The following is a 16,967-nucleotide window of genomic DNA, read 5'->3' on the forward strand; positions in this document are numbered from 1 at the left end:
TCATGTCCGTTTAAATAAGTGCGCTAATTCTTTTGGCGTAAAGCGAATGATTGTCGGCCGGCCATGAGGGCAGACGTAGGGTTTTTCCGTATGGAACAAATCATCCAGAAGCTGCTTCATCTGGCGGATATTGAGGCTGTCCCCGGCCTTGACGGCACCGTGGCAGGACAGATAGGCCAGCGAGCGATGGCGGACCATGGCTTTATCCGGTTCCTTCTGGTCGTGCAGGAGCAGGCAGATATCCTTTAAAGAATCGGCAATATCGCTGGTCTGCAAATCGCAGGGCACTTCTTCGACGCGCAGCGTCGTCGGCCCGGCTTCGGAATAGGTATAGCCCAGGTCGTTGAAGACATCCTGCCGTTCCAATAAGAGCGTCATATCCTCGTTGTCGACTTCGACGAACTCCGGCGTCAGCAGCTGCTGGCTCGGCATCCGTTCGACGCGCTTGCAGAACGTATCGTAGCGGATCCGTTCATGAGCCGCGTGCTGATCGACGATGTATAAATCCTGGCCCTTCTTGGCAATGATGAAGCAGTCCGCCACTTCCCCTAAGGGAATGAAGACGTCGTCATCGCCGTCAAAGACGATTTTAGGCGCCGACGCCTCGGAAACGACCGACGTCGCTTCCGACGGACCGCCCTGGCCATGCTGGGCCAAAGCCTGGGAAAACAAGGAAGAACCCTTCCACCGCGAGCGGTCCCCCTCCCCTTCGCAGGGGAGGCTTTCAGCCCCTACATTGGCTCCCCTGCGAAGGGGAGCTGTCAGCTCTGCTGACTGAGGGGTTCTTCCAGACAATGAGGAACCATCCGAATCCAGACCGTGCGTCTCCACAGGCTCCCCTGATAGGCCCTTTGGGGCCCGGTCAGAGCCGTCCGCAAGAGGCTCCCTTGATAGGGGAGCTGTCCGCTGCGGGCTGCCCTTTGGGACGGCCCCTATGGAGGTTGCCTGGCCACTCTCCTGCGAGCGGGCGCCCCACGCAAGAGGCTCCCCTGATAGGGGAGCTGTCCGCGCAGCGGACTGAGAGGTTGCTTTTTCCTGCGGGCCCTCTGGGACGGCCCCTACAGGGGGTGCTTGGCCCCTCTCCTGCGAGCGGGCGCCCCACGTGGGCGCCCCTACATGGGCTTCCGGCTGTGGGGCAGCCCCTACCTCACCGATGGTCTTGGCAATGGCTTCGGGCTTTTCCTGGGCCACCAGGGCCGTGACGATGCTGTGGTAGATGGCGCGGTAGACGGCTTGTTCATCAGAGAATTTGATTTCTGTCTTAGCCGGATGGACGTTGACGTCGATTGTCGCCGGGTCGACGTGGAGGTGGAGCATGGCAAAGGGATAGCCCGATTTCGGCAGCATGGCATGATAGGCATTGTCAATGGCCTTGAACATCAAGGGATTATGGACGATGCGGTGATTGACGATGCACGTCTGCCAGTTGCGGTTGCTCTTTAAGACCGACGGCTTGCCTACATAGCCTTCCAGGCTGATGCCGTCCTGGTCGGCAGTGACGGCAAAGACATCGCGGGCGACGTTGGCGCCGTAGATATTGGCAACGGTTTCCCGCAAATCGCCGGTGCCGCCGGTCTTCATCGTCGTCCGGCCGTTATTGGTAAAAGTAAAGGCAATGGCCGGATTGGCCAGGGCCAGTTTGGTCACCATTTCAGAGATCTTCGAACTTTCAGTCCGTTCGCTCTTGAGGAACTTGCGCCGCGCCGGCGTATTGTAAAAGAGGTCGCTCACTTCCATCGTCGTCCCGACCGGTGCACCGGCCTGGTCTTCTGCCGTGATTTTGCCCCCGTCGAGGATGAGGTGCGTCGCAAAGTCATCGCTGGCCTGGCGCGTCGTGATCTGCATGTGCGATACGGCGGCGATACTGGGCACGGCTTCGCCGCGGAAGCCTAAAGACGTAATGGCAAAAATATCTTCGACGGAACTGATCTTGCTCGTACCGTGGCGGATGATGCACTTATGGGCATCTTCCGGGCTCATGCCGCAGCCGTCGTCAGTGACCCGCATATAGGACTGGCCGCCGTCGGCGATTTCCACTTCAATGGCATGGGCACCGGCATCGATGGCATTTTCTACGAGCTCCTTGATGCACGACGCCGGCCGTTCGACGACTTCGCCGGCAGCAATCTTATTGCGCGTCGCTTCATCTAAGACATGAATGATTGAACTCACTGGATCCCACTTCCTTCTTTGGCATCTTTTTGCAGATTATATAAGAAAGAAATCGCTTCAATCGGCGTCATACTGCTGACATCGACGCTGAGCAGCTTGTCGATGACGGGACTGGAAAAGAGGCTGTCTCCCATGGGTGACGGCGCCGGATTCACAGGCGCCTTGGCCGGGACGGGAGCACCGCCGTTCTTTTCCAAGTCTTCCAGGATGACGTCGGCCCGCTTGAGCAGGCTTTCGGGCAGCCCGGCCAGACGGGCAACGTGCAGGCCATAGCTGCGGTCGGCCCCGCCGGGAATGATACGCCGCAGGAACTTGATGTTCTTGCCCCGTTCCTTGACGGCGACGGTATAATTCTTAATTTTCGGCGAATCGTCGGCCATGGCGATGAGCTCATGGTAGTGCGTCGCAAACAGCGTCAGGGCGTGGATGTGCTTCAGGCAGTATTCGATGACGGCCCTGGCGATGGACATGCCGTCGAAGGTGCTCGTGCCGCGGCCGATTTCATCGAGGATGAGCAGGCTGCGGCTGGTGGCGTGTTTCAGGATGTACGACACTTCCTTCATTTCCATCATGAACGTACTCTGGCCGGTGAGGATGTCGTCGCTGGCACCGATACGGGTAAAGATGCGGTCCACCGGGCAGATGGACCCTTCTTTGGCGGGAATGAAGGAGCCGGCCTGGGCCATGAGGACCAGCACGGCGACCTGGCGCATATACGTCGACTTGCCGGCCATGTTGGGGCCGGTGATGACCAGGATTTCATGGTCTTCGTGGTTCAAGGTAACGTCGTTAGGCACGAACAATTCGTCTTTCAAATACTTTTCAATAATCGGATGGCGGCCGTCCTTAATGGAAATCGTCGCCTTGGTGTTGAGGCTGGGACGGACGTAGCGGTTGTCATAGGCCGCGCAGGCCAGGCTGTACAGGCAGTCGATGCGGGCAATGGCCCGGGCCGTTTCCTGCATGGCCGGGATGTGGCCCTGAATCTGGCGGCGGATATCGCCGAAGAGCTTGTATTCCAGCGCCAGCATCCGTTCCTGGCTGGTCAGGACTTTGACTTCAAATTCCTTCAATTCCGGCGTGATGTAGCGTTCGGCATTGACCAACGTCTGCTTGCGCACGTAGTAATCGGGGATGGGCTTGGTATTGGCATGGGAAATCTCGAAGTAATAGCCAAAGACCTTAGTATAGCCGATTTTCATCTTGATGCCTGTCTTTTCCCGTTCCTTCTCTTCCAGTTCCTGCAAAAAGGCATGACTGTTGGCCGCAATGGAGCGGATTTCATCGAGTTCCGGCGAAAAACCGTCGCGGATGACGCCGCCGTTGCGGATGACCAGACCCGGTTCGTCCTTGATGCCCCGGCAGAGCAGGTCATAGACCTCGTCATGAGTCTGCAAGCGGTTATTGAGGCTGTGCAGGAGGTCGGCACGGGCGCCGGACAGGACCTGTTTCAGCTGCGGGATGACGGCCAGCGATTCCCGCAGGGCTACCAGGTCCTTGGGGCTCACGGTCCCCGTTTCGATGCGGGTCAGGATGCGTTCAAAATCGTAAATCCGGTCCAGCACGTCTGCCGTATCCTGGCGCATGATTTCGTGAAGGACGAAATCTTCAACGGCATCCTGGCGGCGCGTAATGTCGGCAATGCGGATGAGCGGCGCTTCCAGCCACTTGCGCAGGAGCCGGCCGCCCATAGCCGTCTTGGTCTTGTCCAGGACATCGAGGAGGGTCCCCCGGCGGCCGCCGTCGCGGACGTTCTGCGTGATTTCCAGATGGCGCAGGCTGGCCGCATCGACGACCAGACGCCGTTCATTGTCGATATGTTCCAGCGAATTGATGTGGGAAATGTCGGACTGCATGACGTCACTGACATAGGCCAGGAGCATGCCGATACAGTCGCCGGCCGCCGAGGCAGCGGCAAAGTCTTCCGGCGGGAAATAGGACCGGGCCTGTTCCCGGTAATCGACACTGTCATCGGCAGGAAATTCCGTAACCGTACACTGGGCCAGGTGGCTGCGCAGGTATTCGCGGACGGCATCCATATCCTTCCCCATGTGGGCGTAAATGAGCTCACTCGGTTCGTAGACGGCCAGGATATCGAACAGACTGTCTTCCATGACCGATGCCGCGCAGTCGGCCCACAAACATTCGCCCGTCGTGACGTCCATGAGGGCGATGGAAAGGATGGCATCGCTTTCGGTCAGGCAGCCGATGTAATTGTTCTTCTTCGACGCCACGGCATTCTCCAGGGTAATCGTCCCCGGCGTGATGACCTTGATGATCTTGCGCTTGACCAGCCCCTTGGCCAGCTTCGGATCTTCCATCTGTTCACAGATAGCGACTTTATAGCCCTTGTGGACCAGCCGTTCGATATAGGTGTCGGCCGAATGGAAAGGTACGCCGCACATGGGGACCTTCTCTTTATTGCCGCCAGCCCGGCCGGTCAGGGTCAGGTCGAGTTCGCGCGACGCCGTCAGGGCATCGTCAAAAAACATTTCATAGAAATCGCCGAGGCGGAAAAAGAGGATCTTATCCTGGCACTGCTCTTTGATTTCCATGTACTGCTGCATCATAGGCGTTAATTTTTTTCCTGCCAAAGTCTCACCTTCCTTTAGTGCACTAAGTGACCTTTGAGGACCCACGTCTGGCCCTTGTCGACCTGGACCGGCACGGTATCGCCGATGGCGACGGAACCGTCATTTTCCCAGATAATCATCTTGTTGCCCGTCGTCCGGCCGAACCAGTGGTTGGCATCGTTCTTGGTCGGCCCTTCGACGATGACGTCATAGACGTGGTCTTCCATTTCTTTATTTTTTGCTAAACTATAGACGTTCTGCACATCCATGAGCCGCTGCAGACGGCGGCTCTTTTCTTCCTGCGGAATCTGGTCTTCCATCTTGGCCGCCGGTGTCCCCGTACGCGGCGAATAGATGAAGGTATAGGCCATGTCGTACTGGACGCGCTTGAGCAGGTTCAGCGTATCTTCGAACATGGCTTCCGTTTCGCCTGGGAAGCCGACGATGATGTCCGTCGTCAGGACCAGGTCGGGCATGCGCTTGCGGGCATAGTCGACGAGTTCCAGGTAATGTTCCACCGTGTAGCCGCGGTTCATCTTCTTCAAGAGCTCGTCAGAACCGCACTGGATGGGCAGATGCATGTGGTTGACGACCTTTTTGCTGTTGGCAATGGCGTCGATCATGGCAAAAGTCATATCCTTGGGGTGGCTGGTCATGTACCGGACCCGTTCGATGCCGTCGATATCGTCGACAGCGGCGACGAGCTTGGAGAAATCCGTGCCGTCCTTGAGGTCCAGGCCATAGGAATTGACATTCTGGCCGAGAAGGGTGATTTCCTTGTAGCCTTCAGCAGCGACCTTCTTGATTTCTTCGACAATGGCGTCGATGGGGCGGCTCACTTCACGGCCCCGGACATAAGGCACGATACAGTACGTGCAGAACTTGTTGCAGCCGTTCATGATGGGGATCCAGGCAAAGAATTTCTGGAAGCGCTTGACCGGCATATCATGGAAAGCCGGCAGGGTCATGTCGGCAGCCATATAATGGTCGGCCTTGCTGCGCCGTTCCTGGATGAGCTCGATGAGCTTGTGGATATTGTGCGTACCGATGACCAAATCGATGTGCGGCGCCCGCTTGAAGAGCTTATCCTGCCATTCCTGGGCCATGCAGCCCGTGACGGCAATGATCAAATCGGGGTTCTGCTTCTTCAAATGCTTGAGTTCGCCGATTTTCCCCAGCGTCTTGTCTTCCGCCGTTTCGCGGACACAACACGTATTGATGAGGATGACATCGGCTGTATCCAAATCTTCCGTATTGTGATAGCCCAGCTCCTCCAACTGACCGGCATAATGCTCACTGTCAGACATATTCGCCTGACAGCCATAAGAAATAATATGATAAAATCGATTGCTCTGAAAATCCATGTATTCTCTCCGTTTTTCACAAAAATCATAATTTAGGGTTTACAGTATATAATACCATATATAGGCCGCCCCTGTGAAGGGCTTTTTAGGGGCTCGTGGCCCGCAGGCCGCCGGTCGCAGGTCGCTTCGGACTCAGATGCCGCTTTGCGGCAATAATCTCAGACTAACAACATCGCCTCGAGTAACCCTCGGCTTGTGAAAAAATAGTGGCTCGTGGTTCGTGGTTCGTGGCTCGTAAAAACCTGCCATTATACTCGAATGGGCTGTGGTCAAATCTCGCAGCGGGACGCACAAGGCTCCCTTTATAGGGGAGCTGGCCGCCAAAGGCGGTCTGAGAGGTTAAAGGGCGTCCCCTACGCACAAGGCCGTTGGCCGTATTTTTTTGTAGCCAATAAAACTGTTTCCATTTATCGCCTGTATGCGAGGCCGTAGGGGCCGTCCCAAAGCTTTCTGATTCGTCAGATGCAGGAGCCGATTCCCTGGACAGGATGGCAGCGGCGGGCGGCCCGCCGTGAATCCTGTGTACAGCCGGGATTTATGACGAACGATATCTGCTAACCCCTAACCCCTAGCTGCTAACAGCTTGAAAGGGCTTGTCGCCGTGCGACAAGCCCTTTCTCCTTACCCTCTCGATTCTATTTTTTGCTCGAAGCCTTTATTTCAAAGGGAATCCGTTGTTCCCGGACGGTTGTCTTGATGAACAAATGGATGGCCGCCGTCATGCTGATGCCAGCAGCATCGCAAAATGCTTCAAACTCCTTTTTGAGGTCTGAATCGATACGAAAAGACAATCCTATCTGTGCGATGATACTCCCCTCCTCTACTGTTTTGCTTCGGGAATGACGCGGACTCGTTCGATCGTCGGTTTGCCATTCTTATCTTTGGCAATCGTATCGATGCGGATGTGTTTCATTTCCGGCGAGAATTCTTTCGCTAATTTATCCAGCGTGCCGTCCTGGCTCAAAGCCGGGTTGGAAGCGGCACCGGCCATGATGGCCCGGTACACGATGGCAGCAAATTCATAACGCGTCATCATGCGGTCGCCGTCGAAGTTCCCATCGGGATAACCCGTCAGGATACGGGCCTGTTTCAGCTTGGTAACGTATTCTTAAGAAGTATATCTTCACATAAAAAAACGCAGGAACCAAACCGGCGCCCCTTCCGGTTTAGTTCCTGCGTATTTATAGACTCCACTGTCTAAAAGGCGAATCGTGAATATACATTTATCCTTTATGGAATTACACTATAGCAATATACTTGCTATAATAGTAATCATAGATTTTAACTCAAACTTTAGTAGTTAGCTTTAATCAGCGGACGCGGACGAGTTCGTATTCCCGTGTGCCTAAGCCGATTTTTTCAGCGTGTTCCAGGGTCGTCTTCCAGTCGACATTAGGATTGCTGTCGAGGAAGTGGTCGTGATGGTGCTGCCAATCGGGTTTAGCCAGGTTATCCGACAACTGGCTGTTGGGCATAGGAGCGGCTTTCATGCAGGCATCGGCACAAGCCTGGTCGAGAGCGACCGGGTCGAAGGAAGCGAACATGCCAATGTCCGGCAGGATAGGTGCATCGTTTTCGGCGTGGCAGTCGCAGTTCGGCGAAATGTCCATGACCAGGTTGATGTGGAAGCACGGACGGTCCTGGCAGACGGCCTGGGCGTATTCGGCCATCTTGCGGTCCAGTTTTTCATTGGCATCCCATTCGACAGTCTGAATGGCATCAAAAGCACAGGCGCCGATGCAGCGGCCGCAGCCTTTGCACAAGTCTTCGTGGATGTGGGCGACGTTATCTTCATAAGTGATGGCGTCAGAACCGCATTCCTGAGCGCAGCGATGGCAGTTCTTACACTTGCTTTCGTCAACTTTCGGTTTGCCCGACGAATGCTGTTCCATCTTGCCGGCGCGGCTGCCACAGCCCATGCCGATATTCTTGATGGCGCCGCCAAAGCCCGTCATTTCATGGCCCTTAAAGTGAGCCAGGCTGATGAAAACGTCGGCATCCATGATGGCCCGACCGATTTTCGCCTTTTCGACGTATTCGCCGTTCTTGACCGGCACTTCGACTTCATCGGTGCCGCGCAGGCCGTCGCCGATGATGATCTGACAGCCCGTAGTGACCGTATTATAACCGTTGAGGTTGGCACAATCCATGTGTTCCAATGCATGTTTACGACTGCCCGGATAGAGCGTATTGCAGTCTGTCAAGAACGGCCGGCCGCCTAATTCCTTGACCAAATCGGCCACGGCTTTGACATACTGCGGGCGCAGCGAAGCCAGACAGCCTAATTCCCCGAAATGCATCTTGATGGCGACGAATTTTCCTTCAAAATTGATATTTTCAATACCAGCCTTCTTGCAGAGCTTCTGCAGTTTCTGTAAATTATTTTTCCCCGGACGGCAGCGGAAGTCCGTGAAATATACCTTGGCTTTTTCCATATTTTTACCCCCTAACAATAAGATACTTTCATTGTACCACCTGAAGTACGCTCTAAGTCAACATTTTCTTTGTAAACCAACTGTTAAAAATAAATATGCAAAAAAACTTGACGGATAGCGCATACCATGCTATACTAGCAAAGTACCTTATGGAGCGGTATCGAAGTGGTCATAACGGGGCTGACTCGAAATCAGTTAGGCCGAAAGGTCTCGTGGGTTCGAATCCCACCCGCTCCGCCAGATAAAAACCGCATGGTTATGCTGTTTATAGCATCCCATGCGGTTTTATTTTTTTTGCCCAAAAGTAGGAAAAAGTAGCGCTGTCCACCCTGTTGTCCACCCTTGAACTCAGATATTTGAATTTACCAGGGCATCCATAACATCAGCTGTCTTAGAGGCGGCCCGTCTGGTAACGTGCTGATAAAGGTTCTGAGTGATGACGGTCGATGAATGCCGGAGCTGGCGGCTAACGTATTTGATATCTACATCCGCCTCAAGCAATAACGTGGCTGCGGTGTGGCGCAAATCATGTGCCCTAATCTTTGGCAGCGGGCTGTCTTCGTGATTTTTATTATACGCTTCCCACACGTGCTGTACTGTGTAGTAGACAGACTGTGGGCTGATGGGTAGCCCCGTTTCATGAGAGAGGATGAAGCCAAGGTCATGAAAAGCCGGCCCTAATCTCAAGCGGCAGGTTCCATACCATAGATGCTGGCTGCGGAAAAGCTTTTGTACGTACTCTGGCAGGATAATCGTATCAGCCGAAGACTCCGTCTTTAATTTATCCAATACCAGATGCTTTTTGCCGCACGGGATACAGACTTCATAAAGCGAGTGGTCAATATTCTCCAACACCCTGGCGTTTAAATTATGCCTGATATGTAATTCTCCCGTATCTGCATCGTAGTCTTGCCAGCGAAGCCCGCACATTTCCGCTTCCCTCAATCCACAAAGCATCCCCAGTGCGACGACAATATTGGCTTTCTTAGATATGGTTTCACTCTGTCTCAGTAAGGCCATCGCCTGATCTTTATCAAGTGCCACCGCCGGTGACGGCGCAGGAGAAGGAACGTCCGCCATAAGACACGGATTTTTTGTGATAAGGTCCCAGCGAATGGCCGTGTTAAATCCCGCGCGAAGAACTCTGTGAATCATGCGTACATAGGTTACCGACAGCCCTTCGTCTTGCTGTAATGTTTTGAATAGAACCGATAACTGAAGCGGAGTAACCTTATTTAAGGCGGTCTTCCCTAAATACTTGCACGCCTTGCGGGAGCAGAGACTGTAATTTTCGTACGTCCCGCCAGCCCGTGCCGGTGGCTTTATAGTAGTATCGAGCCAAGTAGAAAGAAAGCCTTCGAGTGTCGGCATGTCCGTCTTGGATACGATGAGTTCCCCGGCATCTCGGGCCGCCAAAATCTTCCTCTCCAATTTCACCGCATCCCGGTAATTTGTTCCAGACTTGTACCACTTCTGCCGGGATCGACCTTGTAAATCCTTGTATTTAATGACGACATAATAGGCGCCATGCTTACTTTTAATCATACTTCTCTCTCCTTTCCCGAACTAATATTCGCCAGTTATTTTTATGATACTATATTGGCGTGCTGACTGCAACAAAAAAAGAACGTTCTCAAAAGAATCGAGAACGTTCTTTTTTACTATTCCGTTGTTTTGTCAATCGTTTTCGACTGATTATAATAAAAAATATGCCAGCAACTCTAGTATTTTCCTAGTGTTGCTGGCTTTTTCATTTAGACTTTATTCTGTTCAGTAATTGTGCTCTTGCTCAGCACAAACTTAGCTGCCCAAATCGTGCCGTTGATCAAGAGCGGCAAAACAAATTTGTCGCGAATTGCAGACCACCCTGCTTCAGATGCTGCCTGAACTTGAATCTGCTCTACGAATTTGTTGGCAATTGCCTCAATAGCTTCCATGCCTTCGCCGGCCAAGCTGGCTACCATTTGATTTTTTGCCGCATCCACGACATCATTAACGTCCAAAGCGGATACAAAACCGTCGCGTACTTCTGTCCATTTGCTCATAATTATCCTCCTTAAAATCCATACCATTCATTTTCATCCTGCGTTTCGCCATGCGTCGTGAACTGCCATGCAACGTGATGGCAGGCAGGATATTCTGCCTTCAGGCTGTTTTCGTAGTAGCCGTACTGAGCCACCCAGACCGGGATGTCGTAGTACGCCAGCGCGTCCATGTCGATGTACTGCGTGAAATAGCTGTACTGTGCATAGATGCCGACCTTGTCATAGCCCGGATACCAAGACTGCATCGTGCCGATAGCATCGCGCAGGTCCGGCCAGACGTCACCGCGCTGGACAGAACCGACCTCCATGTCCCACCAGATTCCGAGTTTCGGCAGATTGTTCTCGCCGAGATAGCTGTAGATTGTGTCATTAATCCATTTTGCTTCTTGCATCATCTCATCCGCGTTATGTGCGTGCGATACATAGTAAACGCCGTATGGCACCCCACAGGCGACGCAATTATTGACGAAGCGAACGAACTTCGGATCAAGCTCCATGGCCTCGCCAATCTTGACGATGATGCCATCCGCACCCTGATTGTTTAGCGATTGTACGCGGTCATCCGGCTGGAATTCAGAAATGTCAAATACGGACATAATATAATTTCTCCTTTCAAATCCAACAGCGTCGTTATTTCATGTTCTCTCTCTTAGCTTCGATGGCTGTCCGGCCGAGGTAGCCAATTAATCCGCTACCGATGGTTGTCTGAAGCTCGGTGCTACCGCAAAAGATAGCAGCAAGCAGGGAAGCTACGAGACCTGTGCCGACAATCATGTCCGTCGTTACATGCATATGCATCACCTCCTTAGTGCCGAAAATAGTCGACGATAAACGATATGATGCCGCCGATAATTCCGGCAATGATGTACATAGAGTTAATCCGGTGATGCGCGGATCGCCCGCGCTGGTCGGCCACAATGGCCAACTCCTTCGTCTCTTGGAACTGCTCTTCAAGTTTCTTTACGGTATCCAGTGCCTGTTTAGACTGCTCTTCTAGCCGTCCCATTCTTTCGAGGACTTCCGACTGAAAATCATGTTCGCTCATGTTTCACCTCCCTGATTGGCAGCTTTTTCCGATTTTACTTTATTTTCTTCCGGCGCAGACAATGGCTTTGACCTTGGGCACTTCGGATTAGTACAGAGAGCGTATAATAGTCCTTCTTGAGTCTTCATGGGGCGTCCGCATAAAAAGCATTTCTTTCCTGACATTATAGTTCACTCCTTTTATCAATATATTCGGACTGTATAGCCTGCCGTTCCTGCCGCAACCGGGCAGCGTACTCTTCATCCTGGTCAACGGTAGCGGCGATAATAATGGAGTTTTTATTGTCTTCCAGTTTTTCCGCGTATTCGGTGTCCAATTTGGACAACTTAGCGGCTTGCAATTCCTCCGCTGTTGGCACGTATGCCGGCTTCGGAATAAAGGTCCCATCTTTTTGGCGAATATATAGCTGATGCTCATCATTATTACCAAGCAAGTTTTGGTAATCTGCTGTGCTTACTGCGATAAATCCTTTTGCCTGATAGTCCGCAATTTCTTCCGCTGTCATAAATACAGCGTCATATGTCTCACCGCGGTTTCCGTCTTCATCAAACTTAATTAAATAATCTACTTTTGCCATGCTGACTCCTCCTGTGTAATATAAGGGTAAAAAGGTGGTAATTAAAATGCGCAAACCTAATGGTTATGGTAGTATCAAAAAGCTATCAGGAAAACGGCGGCGGCCTTACGTATTTGTCGTAACACAAGCCGGCAGACAAAAACCTATAGCGTATTTTTGCACACAAGTAGAGGCTGAAATTTACGCTGCTGATTATAATAAAATTCATACGAACCGCTCCCTTCCTGGCCACAAAATGACTTTTGCAGAACTATATTACCGATGGCTTCCGGCACATATCGACAATACATCGCCTGCAGAATCAACTATCTACAGCTATAAAAATGCTTTTTTGCACTGCCAGCCGCTACATACGAAAATATTTGCAGACATCAAATATGTAGATTATCAGCACATCATAGACAATATGCGTCGGCACGGCTTATCGTACAGCAGCGTCAAAAAAGTACGCTCTCTGATTAGTCTCATATCAAAATATGCCGCTAAAATTGAAGCATCCGACAAAAACTACGCTCAACTGCTCACGCTCGGTAAAAACAAACCAGTTCGACCTCACAAGGTCTTTTCACGTCAGAAAATTAATCGACTGTGGACTCACACCGATAGTCCTGGCGTTGATACTGTGCTTATCTTGATGTACACGGGCATGCGTTGTAGCGAGATGCTCAACCTCGATAAATCGGACGTCAATCTGCGGCAACAATACATTCGTATCACAAAAAGCAAGACTGCTGCCGGACTACGCATTATACCGATTCACAATCGCATTTTACCGCTTGTCCAGGCACGGATGAAGATGCCTGGGCAAACACTTATTGCAGACGATAATGGGCAGCCCTATAACTATGGCCGCTATGCTACGATTTGGGGCCATGTCATGACACTAATTCACGCCAGCGGGCACACAACGCATGACTGTCGACATACTGTCACCACGCTTTTAGATAACGCCGGCGCAAATGAAAACGCCAAACGGCGCATCCTCGGCCATGCTGACGGCGATGTGACAGATCGGGTGTATACGCATAAAAACTTGCGGCAGCTACGCAAATGCATCGAGCTGCTCAAATAATTTGTTACTAATGCGATACTATACGAGCCGCATACAGACGCGTAAAACCCGTCCGCTGTGCGGCTCTATCACTGTTACTATTGATACTCTAAAAATCGGTAAATCTGCATCTATAGATGATTTTATTTGATGCGGACTACCGGTGATCTGGTTAATGCTGTATTTCTCATTTATCTAAAAAATATTGATAATCATAACTTTTGCATCCGTTTTAGATGCTCGTCCAGCTCTTTATATAACTGGTCGATGACGGCATCGCTGAAAACGACTCCGTAGCTTTCAGCGACAACTTTCATGGTGTAAATTGCGTTATTTACTTCACCGCATACGACACTGGGACGTTTTTTCTCGTCGTCAGTGCCAAGCATGAGGTATACGTCGCGTTCGGTCATTTTACTCATCTCCTTTCAACAGTGGCCATATAGACAGCTATCTGCCTATTGATAAGTAAAAAACTGAAAATGGTGTAGTGGGGAAGTCAGCTAGTAGCATTAAACGGTATGACTCAGAGCTTCGCCTTGCCGTTGACTATCTCATATGCTATGGCTGCTGTGATGACCATGAGGTCTGGAGATTTTTCCGGATTTGTGGCTTGCCCGTACTGGACGGAGTGTACAACAGATACAATTATGATTACCCCTGACTATGAAACGCAACAAGGATATACCGGAACGGGGAAAAGCAATGTCACATGGATACAGTGGGGATTATTTTACAATCCAAATGGATTATCTACCATCACCTATCCGATTGCACTGTCTAGTAAGCCCTGGGCAATCATCACAACCGAAGGTGATCCAGCCGGATGGAATACATCGAACGGGATTGCTATAGCAGGTGGCGATATTGAAACCGCATCGAACACCCATGCAAACATTTTATCCAAATGGGTGTTAAATGGCGGCACGATTAAACAAGGCGGTCAAACAATCCGTGCCCTTATTATCGGTATCTAAACAGTGGGGATTGGCTGTGAATCAACAAACAAATGTTGAAGAAATTTTACTTCCCACTTCGTACTCAAACGCACAGTTTTTTGCCGTTGCAATCGATTACGGGATGGAAGGTAAAGCATATGGGGTTGGCAATTTCGATATAAAATCGTTCAGCGTTCATGCCCCCACTGTATAATTAGGCTTCCACAATTCGGGCCAAAGCAGATGTAGCCGTTCTGGTCCATTAGCCCGGTGATGCCGAGGCGATGATTTGTAAACTTTTTCCCGTCCCAGGTTACGTCTGCCCCCGTTGCAAGATTTGCAATCATCGTACTCAGGCTTGCAAGGGTCGCCGCCGGCGCTTCTTTCCAACCACCAGCCCCAGTAGCAGCTTTAATACGGTTTGCCAGGTTGCTTACCAGGTTCCGGATAGTGTTTGTATCAGACGTCGGCACGAGAGTATCATCAATAGTCGTTGCCAGAGCGGTATGCGCAGCAGTGTCAGCATCATGTCTCTGTAATTTTGCTTCTGTGACCAGCCCTTCTGGATCAATGGTAGCCACAGTATGTGTTGCATTATCTACAATAATTGTTAGGGCTATATCATACGATATCGTCGTCGTTCCACCATACGCTTGAATATAGTCCGGATTACCATCAGTTGTTATTGCATATAAAATTTCTCCTTCATCTGGGTCAGTCGCATACAGCCCCAATTCCCTGGCATAAAATCCAGTTTTAACGTTGATGTTCGATAAAGTCGCATGAACGACACATTCTCCAGTATCCATGGTTTCTATTTCAGATAGCCCTATTTCCTGTTCACTATTGATTAGCTCTATCAATCCTTCTAAATCGCGTCCATTTTCTAAAATCCCGCTTCCTATCTTCATTTTTGTTAATTCTAATTTACATTTCCCTGCTTCAACTTTCCCCTGTAAAGTTTTCCCTTTATTAGTTAAAATTGTTCCAATCCAATTAGCCATTAATAACTACCTCCTTATGAATATGACGCGCCCCTTTAATATACATCTTTGCGTATTGAGGCGGAATGCTTGCTCGATAGAGTCCTATTCGGACCACTTTGTGTACGCATTTCGCACTGCTAAAAAATGTAGTTCCTAACGATTTCCGTTTTAATGTAATCTCATCCAACCAGGACCGTTCATTTTTTACCATGTTAATGACTTGTATCAACTTAGCAATATTTTTTTCTGTAATGGATTGCGTTGTACTGGTACTGATTTTAAAATGATACGGCTTTCCCGCATATTCATACCACTCTTCTAGACATGTATTCTCGTAAATAACACTCATACTTTCTTCCACTATTTTTCGTGTTCCCTTTTTCTGGTGCCAACGAAGGGATTGTTGTATCATGGAGCATTTTTGTTTCTTATTCAAATTTTCACTATCATAATTTTCAATATGCCATTGCCATGCTAAAATATCTAATGCTTCATTGGTGAGTGATTCTAAGTCTGACAAGATATTGCATAATGTATATGCACGTTGTATTTTCACTTTTTCATTATCAAAGGCTTTACTGGCCGCTATGATTTGTTCATCATCTACCAAATTAATTGGCAGCACATCCAATATGCTTGTATTTTCCAGGGTATTAGCCATCTTCCAGCCCTCCGTAACTAACATTGATGCTATTGGCTATTGCCACTTGTTCTGATGAAACAACACAATCCGTTGCTGGTTCAGATATAACAACACGCTTCGCCCCTGCATTTCTAATCCGGTAATATAATTCTGTCCGATTTATATCCCGCCCTAGTTTTTCTTTTTGCCATTTAACATACTCAGCTACAGCTTTTTCAACATTATTTTTAATAGTTACTTGGGTACTTTCATCATCCTCATCAATATAATATGTCAAATTTACGCTAAAGCTTATTGTCTCGGGCTTTTTTACTAATACCTTATCAGTAAGCGGACGAATCTCATTGTCGTTCAATGTTTCTTGTATTTTCTGTATAATTTCATCTCCAGGCAACTCCCCGCCGCTAAGCAGCGGGACGATACATACGGTACCAGCTTCCGGACTATTAACGGTCACATCCGTAATAAGCGATGACGATTGTTTCGTATAGTATTGATAGGATTGTTTAGATCCAGCTGTCGTAAATTTTTCCGGAGCCTCATGGATTCGCTCGCGATAGGCTTCATCACTCTCACGTTCTGCCCCGCCTTCTGTCGCGGTGATATTGATTATTTCCGCCACATAAGGAACGTTGTCTACGATATTTTTTACGGTATTAATGTCATATCCGTTGCCAATAGTTCCTTTCTGTTGGCAAAGAGCCCGTCCTGTCGCTGTTTGGCTTCCAATGGGTACGTCGATGTCTTTTTCGATGGAGAATACGACATTGTCGTCCGTCGCGACTCGGGTCCCGGCCGGGACGATTACAGTATGGTTCTGTACAGCTGATAGCGTCACCTGAACAGTGGTTGTGGCCGCCGTTGCTTCAATGCGGTCGCATCCGATAAAATTCCCGATGTGGTCCATGGCGTCGCCTTCGGTGTAAGCCAACAGGTTCATCTTGAAGGCATGATTAAACGCAACCCTTTGCTGTATGATGATAAGTGCCAAAGAGTTGAGGAATAGCCGCAAAGGGTCCGCCCTGGCCAATTTTCTTCCTAAAATTCCTTCTGCGATGGTAATGATGCTATTTTTAATAGTCTCTGTGTCTGTGTCCAAGAATTCGACATCTGGTAAATCTTGTAATCGCATGTAGTC

The 16,967-nt window shown here is 50.2% G+C and carries 17 protein-coding genes, 1 tRNA gene and 1 pseudogene; 3 read left to right on the plus strand and 16 right to left on the minus strand.

Going from position 1 to position 16,967, the window contains the following annotated elements; all coding sequences use genetic code 11:
* The 6 genes and pseudogenes from mutL to ACFCTO_RS08890 form a co-directional block, all read right to left on the minus strand.
* On the minus strand, nt 1-2,172 hold the full coding sequence (mutL, locus tag ACFCTO_RS08865) for a DNA mismatch repair endonuclease MutL (RefSeq protein WP_492000787.1): 2,172 nt from the start codon (nt 2,170-2,172) through the stop codon (nt 1-3).
* Entirely contained in the window at nt 2,169-4,742 is a 2,574-nt protein-coding gene (gene mutS / locus ACFCTO_RS08870; RefSeq protein WP_499876772.1) for a DNA mismatch repair protein MutS, read from the minus strand. The genes mutL and mutS overlap by 4 nt, the downstream gene beginning before the upstream one ends.
* Before the next feature lie 38 nt (nt 4,743-4,780).
* Nucleotides 4,781-6,109, minus strand: coding sequence for a tRNA (N6-isopentenyl adenosine(37)-C2)-methylthiotransferase MiaB (gene miaB, locus ACFCTO_RS08875; RefSeq protein ID WP_499876753.1), 1,329 nt, complete (start codon nt 6,107-6,109; stop codon nt 4,781-4,783).
* A gap of 635 nt (nt 6,110-6,744) precedes the next feature.
* Nucleotides 6,745-6,900: a type II toxin-antitoxin system RelB/DinJ family antitoxin gene (locus ACFCTO_RS08880; RefSeq protein WP_020311227.1), complete on the minus strand. Its 156-nt coding sequence runs from the start codon at nt 6,898-6,900 to the stop codon at nt 6,745-6,747.
* A 29-nt stretch (nt 6,901-6,929) separates the two neighbouring features.
* Nucleotides 6,930-7,205 (minus strand): annotated as a pseudogene (locus ACFCTO_RS08885) (S-layer homology domain-containing protein); the annotation flags it as partial.
* 214 nt (nt 7,206-7,419) lie between these two features.
* The gene (locus ACFCTO_RS08890; RefSeq protein ID WP_292296766.1) at nt 7,420-8,544 is read right to left on the minus strand and encodes a DUF362 domain-containing protein; all 1,125 of its coding nucleotides are present in this window, start codon (nt 8,542-8,544) and stop codon (nt 7,420-7,422) included.
* A 151-nt stretch (nt 8,545-8,695) separates the two neighbouring features.
* Between ACFCTO_RS08890 and ACFCTO_RS08895 the strand changes: the two genes are divergently transcribed.
* Nucleotides 8,696-8,784, plus strand: a tRNA-Ser gene (locus ACFCTO_RS08895).
* 108 nt (nt 8,785-8,892) lie between these two features.
* On the opposite strand, the gene ACFCTO_RS08900 is transcribed toward ACFCTO_RS08895, so the two are convergent.
* The 6 genes from ACFCTO_RS08900 to ACFCTO_RS08925 form a co-directional block, all read right to left on the minus strand.
* Complete coding sequence (locus ACFCTO_RS08900) at nt 8,893-10,089, minus strand: tyrosine-type recombinase/integrase (RefSeq protein WP_418519062.1); 1,197 nt, start codon at nt 10,087-10,089, stop codon at nt 8,893-8,895.
* Between the two features lie 209 nt (nt 10,090-10,298).
* Nucleotides 10,299-10,589, minus strand: coding sequence for a hypothetical protein (locus ACFCTO_RS08905; protein WP_418519059.1), 291 nt, complete (start codon nt 10,587-10,589; stop codon nt 10,299-10,301).
* Nucleotides 10,590-10,600: 11 nt separating this feature from the next.
* Entirely contained in the window at nt 10,601-11,185 is a 585-nt protein-coding gene (locus tag ACFCTO_RS08910; RefSeq protein ID WP_292302213.1) for a GH25 family lysozyme, read from the minus strand.
* Between the two features lie 34 nt (nt 11,186-11,219).
* Complete coding sequence (locus ACFCTO_RS08915) at nt 11,220-11,381, minus strand: hypothetical protein (protein ID WP_499876754.1); 162 nt, start codon at nt 11,379-11,381, stop codon at nt 11,220-11,222.
* A gap of 13 nt (nt 11,382-11,394) precedes the next feature.
* Nucleotides 11,395-11,634 carry a hypothetical protein gene (locus ACFCTO_RS08920; RefSeq protein ID WP_292302210.1) on the minus strand — a complete coding sequence of 80 codons (240 nt, stop codon included), beginning with the start codon at nt 11,632-11,634 and terminating at the stop codon, nt 11,395-11,397.
* A gap of 163 nt (nt 11,635-11,797) precedes the next feature.
* Nucleotides 11,798-12,211, minus strand: a complete 414-nt coding sequence (locus ACFCTO_RS08925) for a hypothetical protein (protein ID WP_292302209.1) — start codon at nt 12,209-12,211, stop codon at nt 11,798-11,800.
* 46 nt (nt 12,212-12,257) lie between these two features.
* Here ACFCTO_RS08925 and ACFCTO_RS08930 point away from each other — a divergent pair, with 46 nt between their 5' ends.
* The gene (locus tag ACFCTO_RS08930; RefSeq protein ID WP_418519057.1) at nt 12,258-13,283 is read left to right on the plus strand and encodes a tyrosine-type recombinase/integrase; all 1,026 of its coding nucleotides are present in this window, start codon (nt 12,258-12,260) and stop codon (nt 13,281-13,283) included.
* A gap of 191 nt (nt 13,284-13,474) precedes the next feature.
* Here the strand turns inward: ACFCTO_RS08930 and ACFCTO_RS08935 are convergent, their stop codons facing one another.
* A complete protein-coding gene (locus ACFCTO_RS08935; RefSeq protein WP_288298715.1) occupies nt 13,475-13,675 on the minus strand; it encodes a hypothetical protein in 201 nt (66 codons plus the stop codon).
* Between the two features lie 108 nt (nt 13,676-13,783).
* Here ACFCTO_RS08935 and ACFCTO_RS08940 point away from each other — a divergent pair, with 108 nt between their 5' ends.
* Nucleotides 13,784-14,239 carry a hypothetical protein gene (locus ACFCTO_RS08940; RefSeq protein WP_499876755.1) on the plus strand — a complete coding sequence of 152 codons (456 nt, stop codon included), beginning with the start codon at nt 13,784-13,786 and terminating at the stop codon, nt 14,237-14,239.
* 149 nt (nt 14,240-14,388) lie between these two features.
* Here the strand turns inward: ACFCTO_RS08940 and ACFCTO_RS08945 are convergent, their stop codons facing one another.
* Genes ACFCTO_RS08945 through ACFCTO_RS08955 form a run of 3 tightly spaced genes read right to left on the minus strand, consistent with a single transcriptional unit; the run spans nt 14,389 to nt 16,961 of the window.
* Nucleotides 14,389-15,204, minus strand: coding sequence for a phage tail protein (locus tag ACFCTO_RS08945; protein WP_499876756.1), 816 nt, complete (start codon nt 15,202-15,204; stop codon nt 14,389-14,391).
* Entirely contained in the window at nt 15,197-15,847 is a 651-nt protein-coding gene (locus ACFCTO_RS08950; RefSeq protein ID WP_499876757.1) for a phage tail protein, read from the minus strand. The genes ACFCTO_RS08945 and ACFCTO_RS08950 overlap by 8 nt, the downstream gene beginning before the upstream one ends.
* The gene (locus ACFCTO_RS08955) at nt 15,840-16,961 is read right to left on the minus strand and encodes a baseplate assembly protein (protein ID WP_418519045.1); all 1,122 of its coding nucleotides are present in this window, start codon (nt 16,959-16,961) and stop codon (nt 15,840-15,842) included. The genes ACFCTO_RS08950 and ACFCTO_RS08955 overlap by 8 nt, the downstream gene beginning before the upstream one ends.
* Nucleotides 16,962-16,967: the final 6 nt, after the last annotated feature.

This window comes from Megasphaera indica (genome assembly GCF_046614755.1).
GTDB classification, from domain to species: Bacteria; Bacillota; Negativicutes; order Veillonellales; family Megasphaeraceae; genus Megasphaera; species Megasphaera intestinihominis.

Excerpts from the sequence above, each read along its gene's own strand:
- mutS (WP_499876772.1), bottom strand. The coding sequence starts at position 4,742 with ATGATGCAGCAGTACATGGAAATCAAAGAGCAGTGCCAGGATAAGATC.
- miaB (WP_499876753.1), bottom strand. The coding sequence starts at position 6,109 with ATGGATTTTCAGAGCAATCGATTTTATCATATTATTTCTTATGGCTGT.
- ACFCTO_RS08890 (WP_292296766.1), bottom strand. The coding sequence starts at position 8,544 with ATGGAAAAAGCCAAGGTATATTTCACGGACTTCCGCTGCCGTCCGGGG.
- ACFCTO_RS08900 (WP_418519062.1), bottom strand. The coding sequence starts at position 10,089 with ATGATTAAAAGTAAGCATGGCGCCTATTATGTCGTCATTAAATACAAG.
- ACFCTO_RS08905 (WP_418519059.1), bottom strand. The coding sequence starts at position 10,589 with ATGAGCAAATGGACAGAAGTACGCGACGGTTTTGTATCCGCTTTGGAC.
- ACFCTO_RS08910 (WP_292302213.1), bottom strand. The coding sequence starts at position 11,185 with ATGTCCGTATTTGACATTTCTGAATTCCAGCCGGATGACCGCGTACAA.
- ACFCTO_RS08915 (WP_499876754.1), bottom strand. The coding sequence starts at position 11,381 with ATGCATGTAACGACGGACATGATTGTCGGCACAGGTCTCGTAGCTTCC.
- ACFCTO_RS08920 (WP_292302210.1), bottom strand. The coding sequence starts at position 11,634 with ATGAGCGAACATGATTTTCAGTCGGAAGTCCTCGAAAGAATGGGACGG.
- ACFCTO_RS08925 (WP_292302209.1), bottom strand. The coding sequence starts at position 12,211 with ATGGCAAAAGTAGATTATTTAATTAAGTTTGATGAAGACGGAAACCGC.
- ACFCTO_RS08930 (WP_418519057.1), top strand. The coding sequence starts at position 12,258 with ATGCGCAAACCTAATGGTTATGGTAGTATCAAAAAGCTATCAGGAAAA.
- ACFCTO_RS08935 (WP_288298715.1), bottom strand. The coding sequence starts at position 13,675 with ATGACCGAACGCGACGTATACCTCATGCTTGGCACTGACGACGAGAAA.
- ACFCTO_RS08940 (WP_499876755.1), top strand. The coding sequence starts at position 13,784 with ATGACTCAGAGCTTCGCCTTGCCGTTGACTATCTCATATGCTATGGCT.
- ACFCTO_RS08945 (WP_499876756.1), bottom strand. The coding sequence starts at position 15,204 with ATGGCTAATTGGATTGGAACAATTTTAACTAATAAAGGGAAAACTTTA.
- ACFCTO_RS08950 (WP_499876757.1), bottom strand. The coding sequence starts at position 15,847 with ATGGCTAATACCCTGGAAAATACAAGCATATTGGATGTGCTGCCAATT.
- ACFCTO_RS08955 (WP_418519045.1), bottom strand. The coding sequence starts at position 16,961 with ATGCGATTACAAGATTTACCAGATGTCGAATTCTTGGACACAGACACA.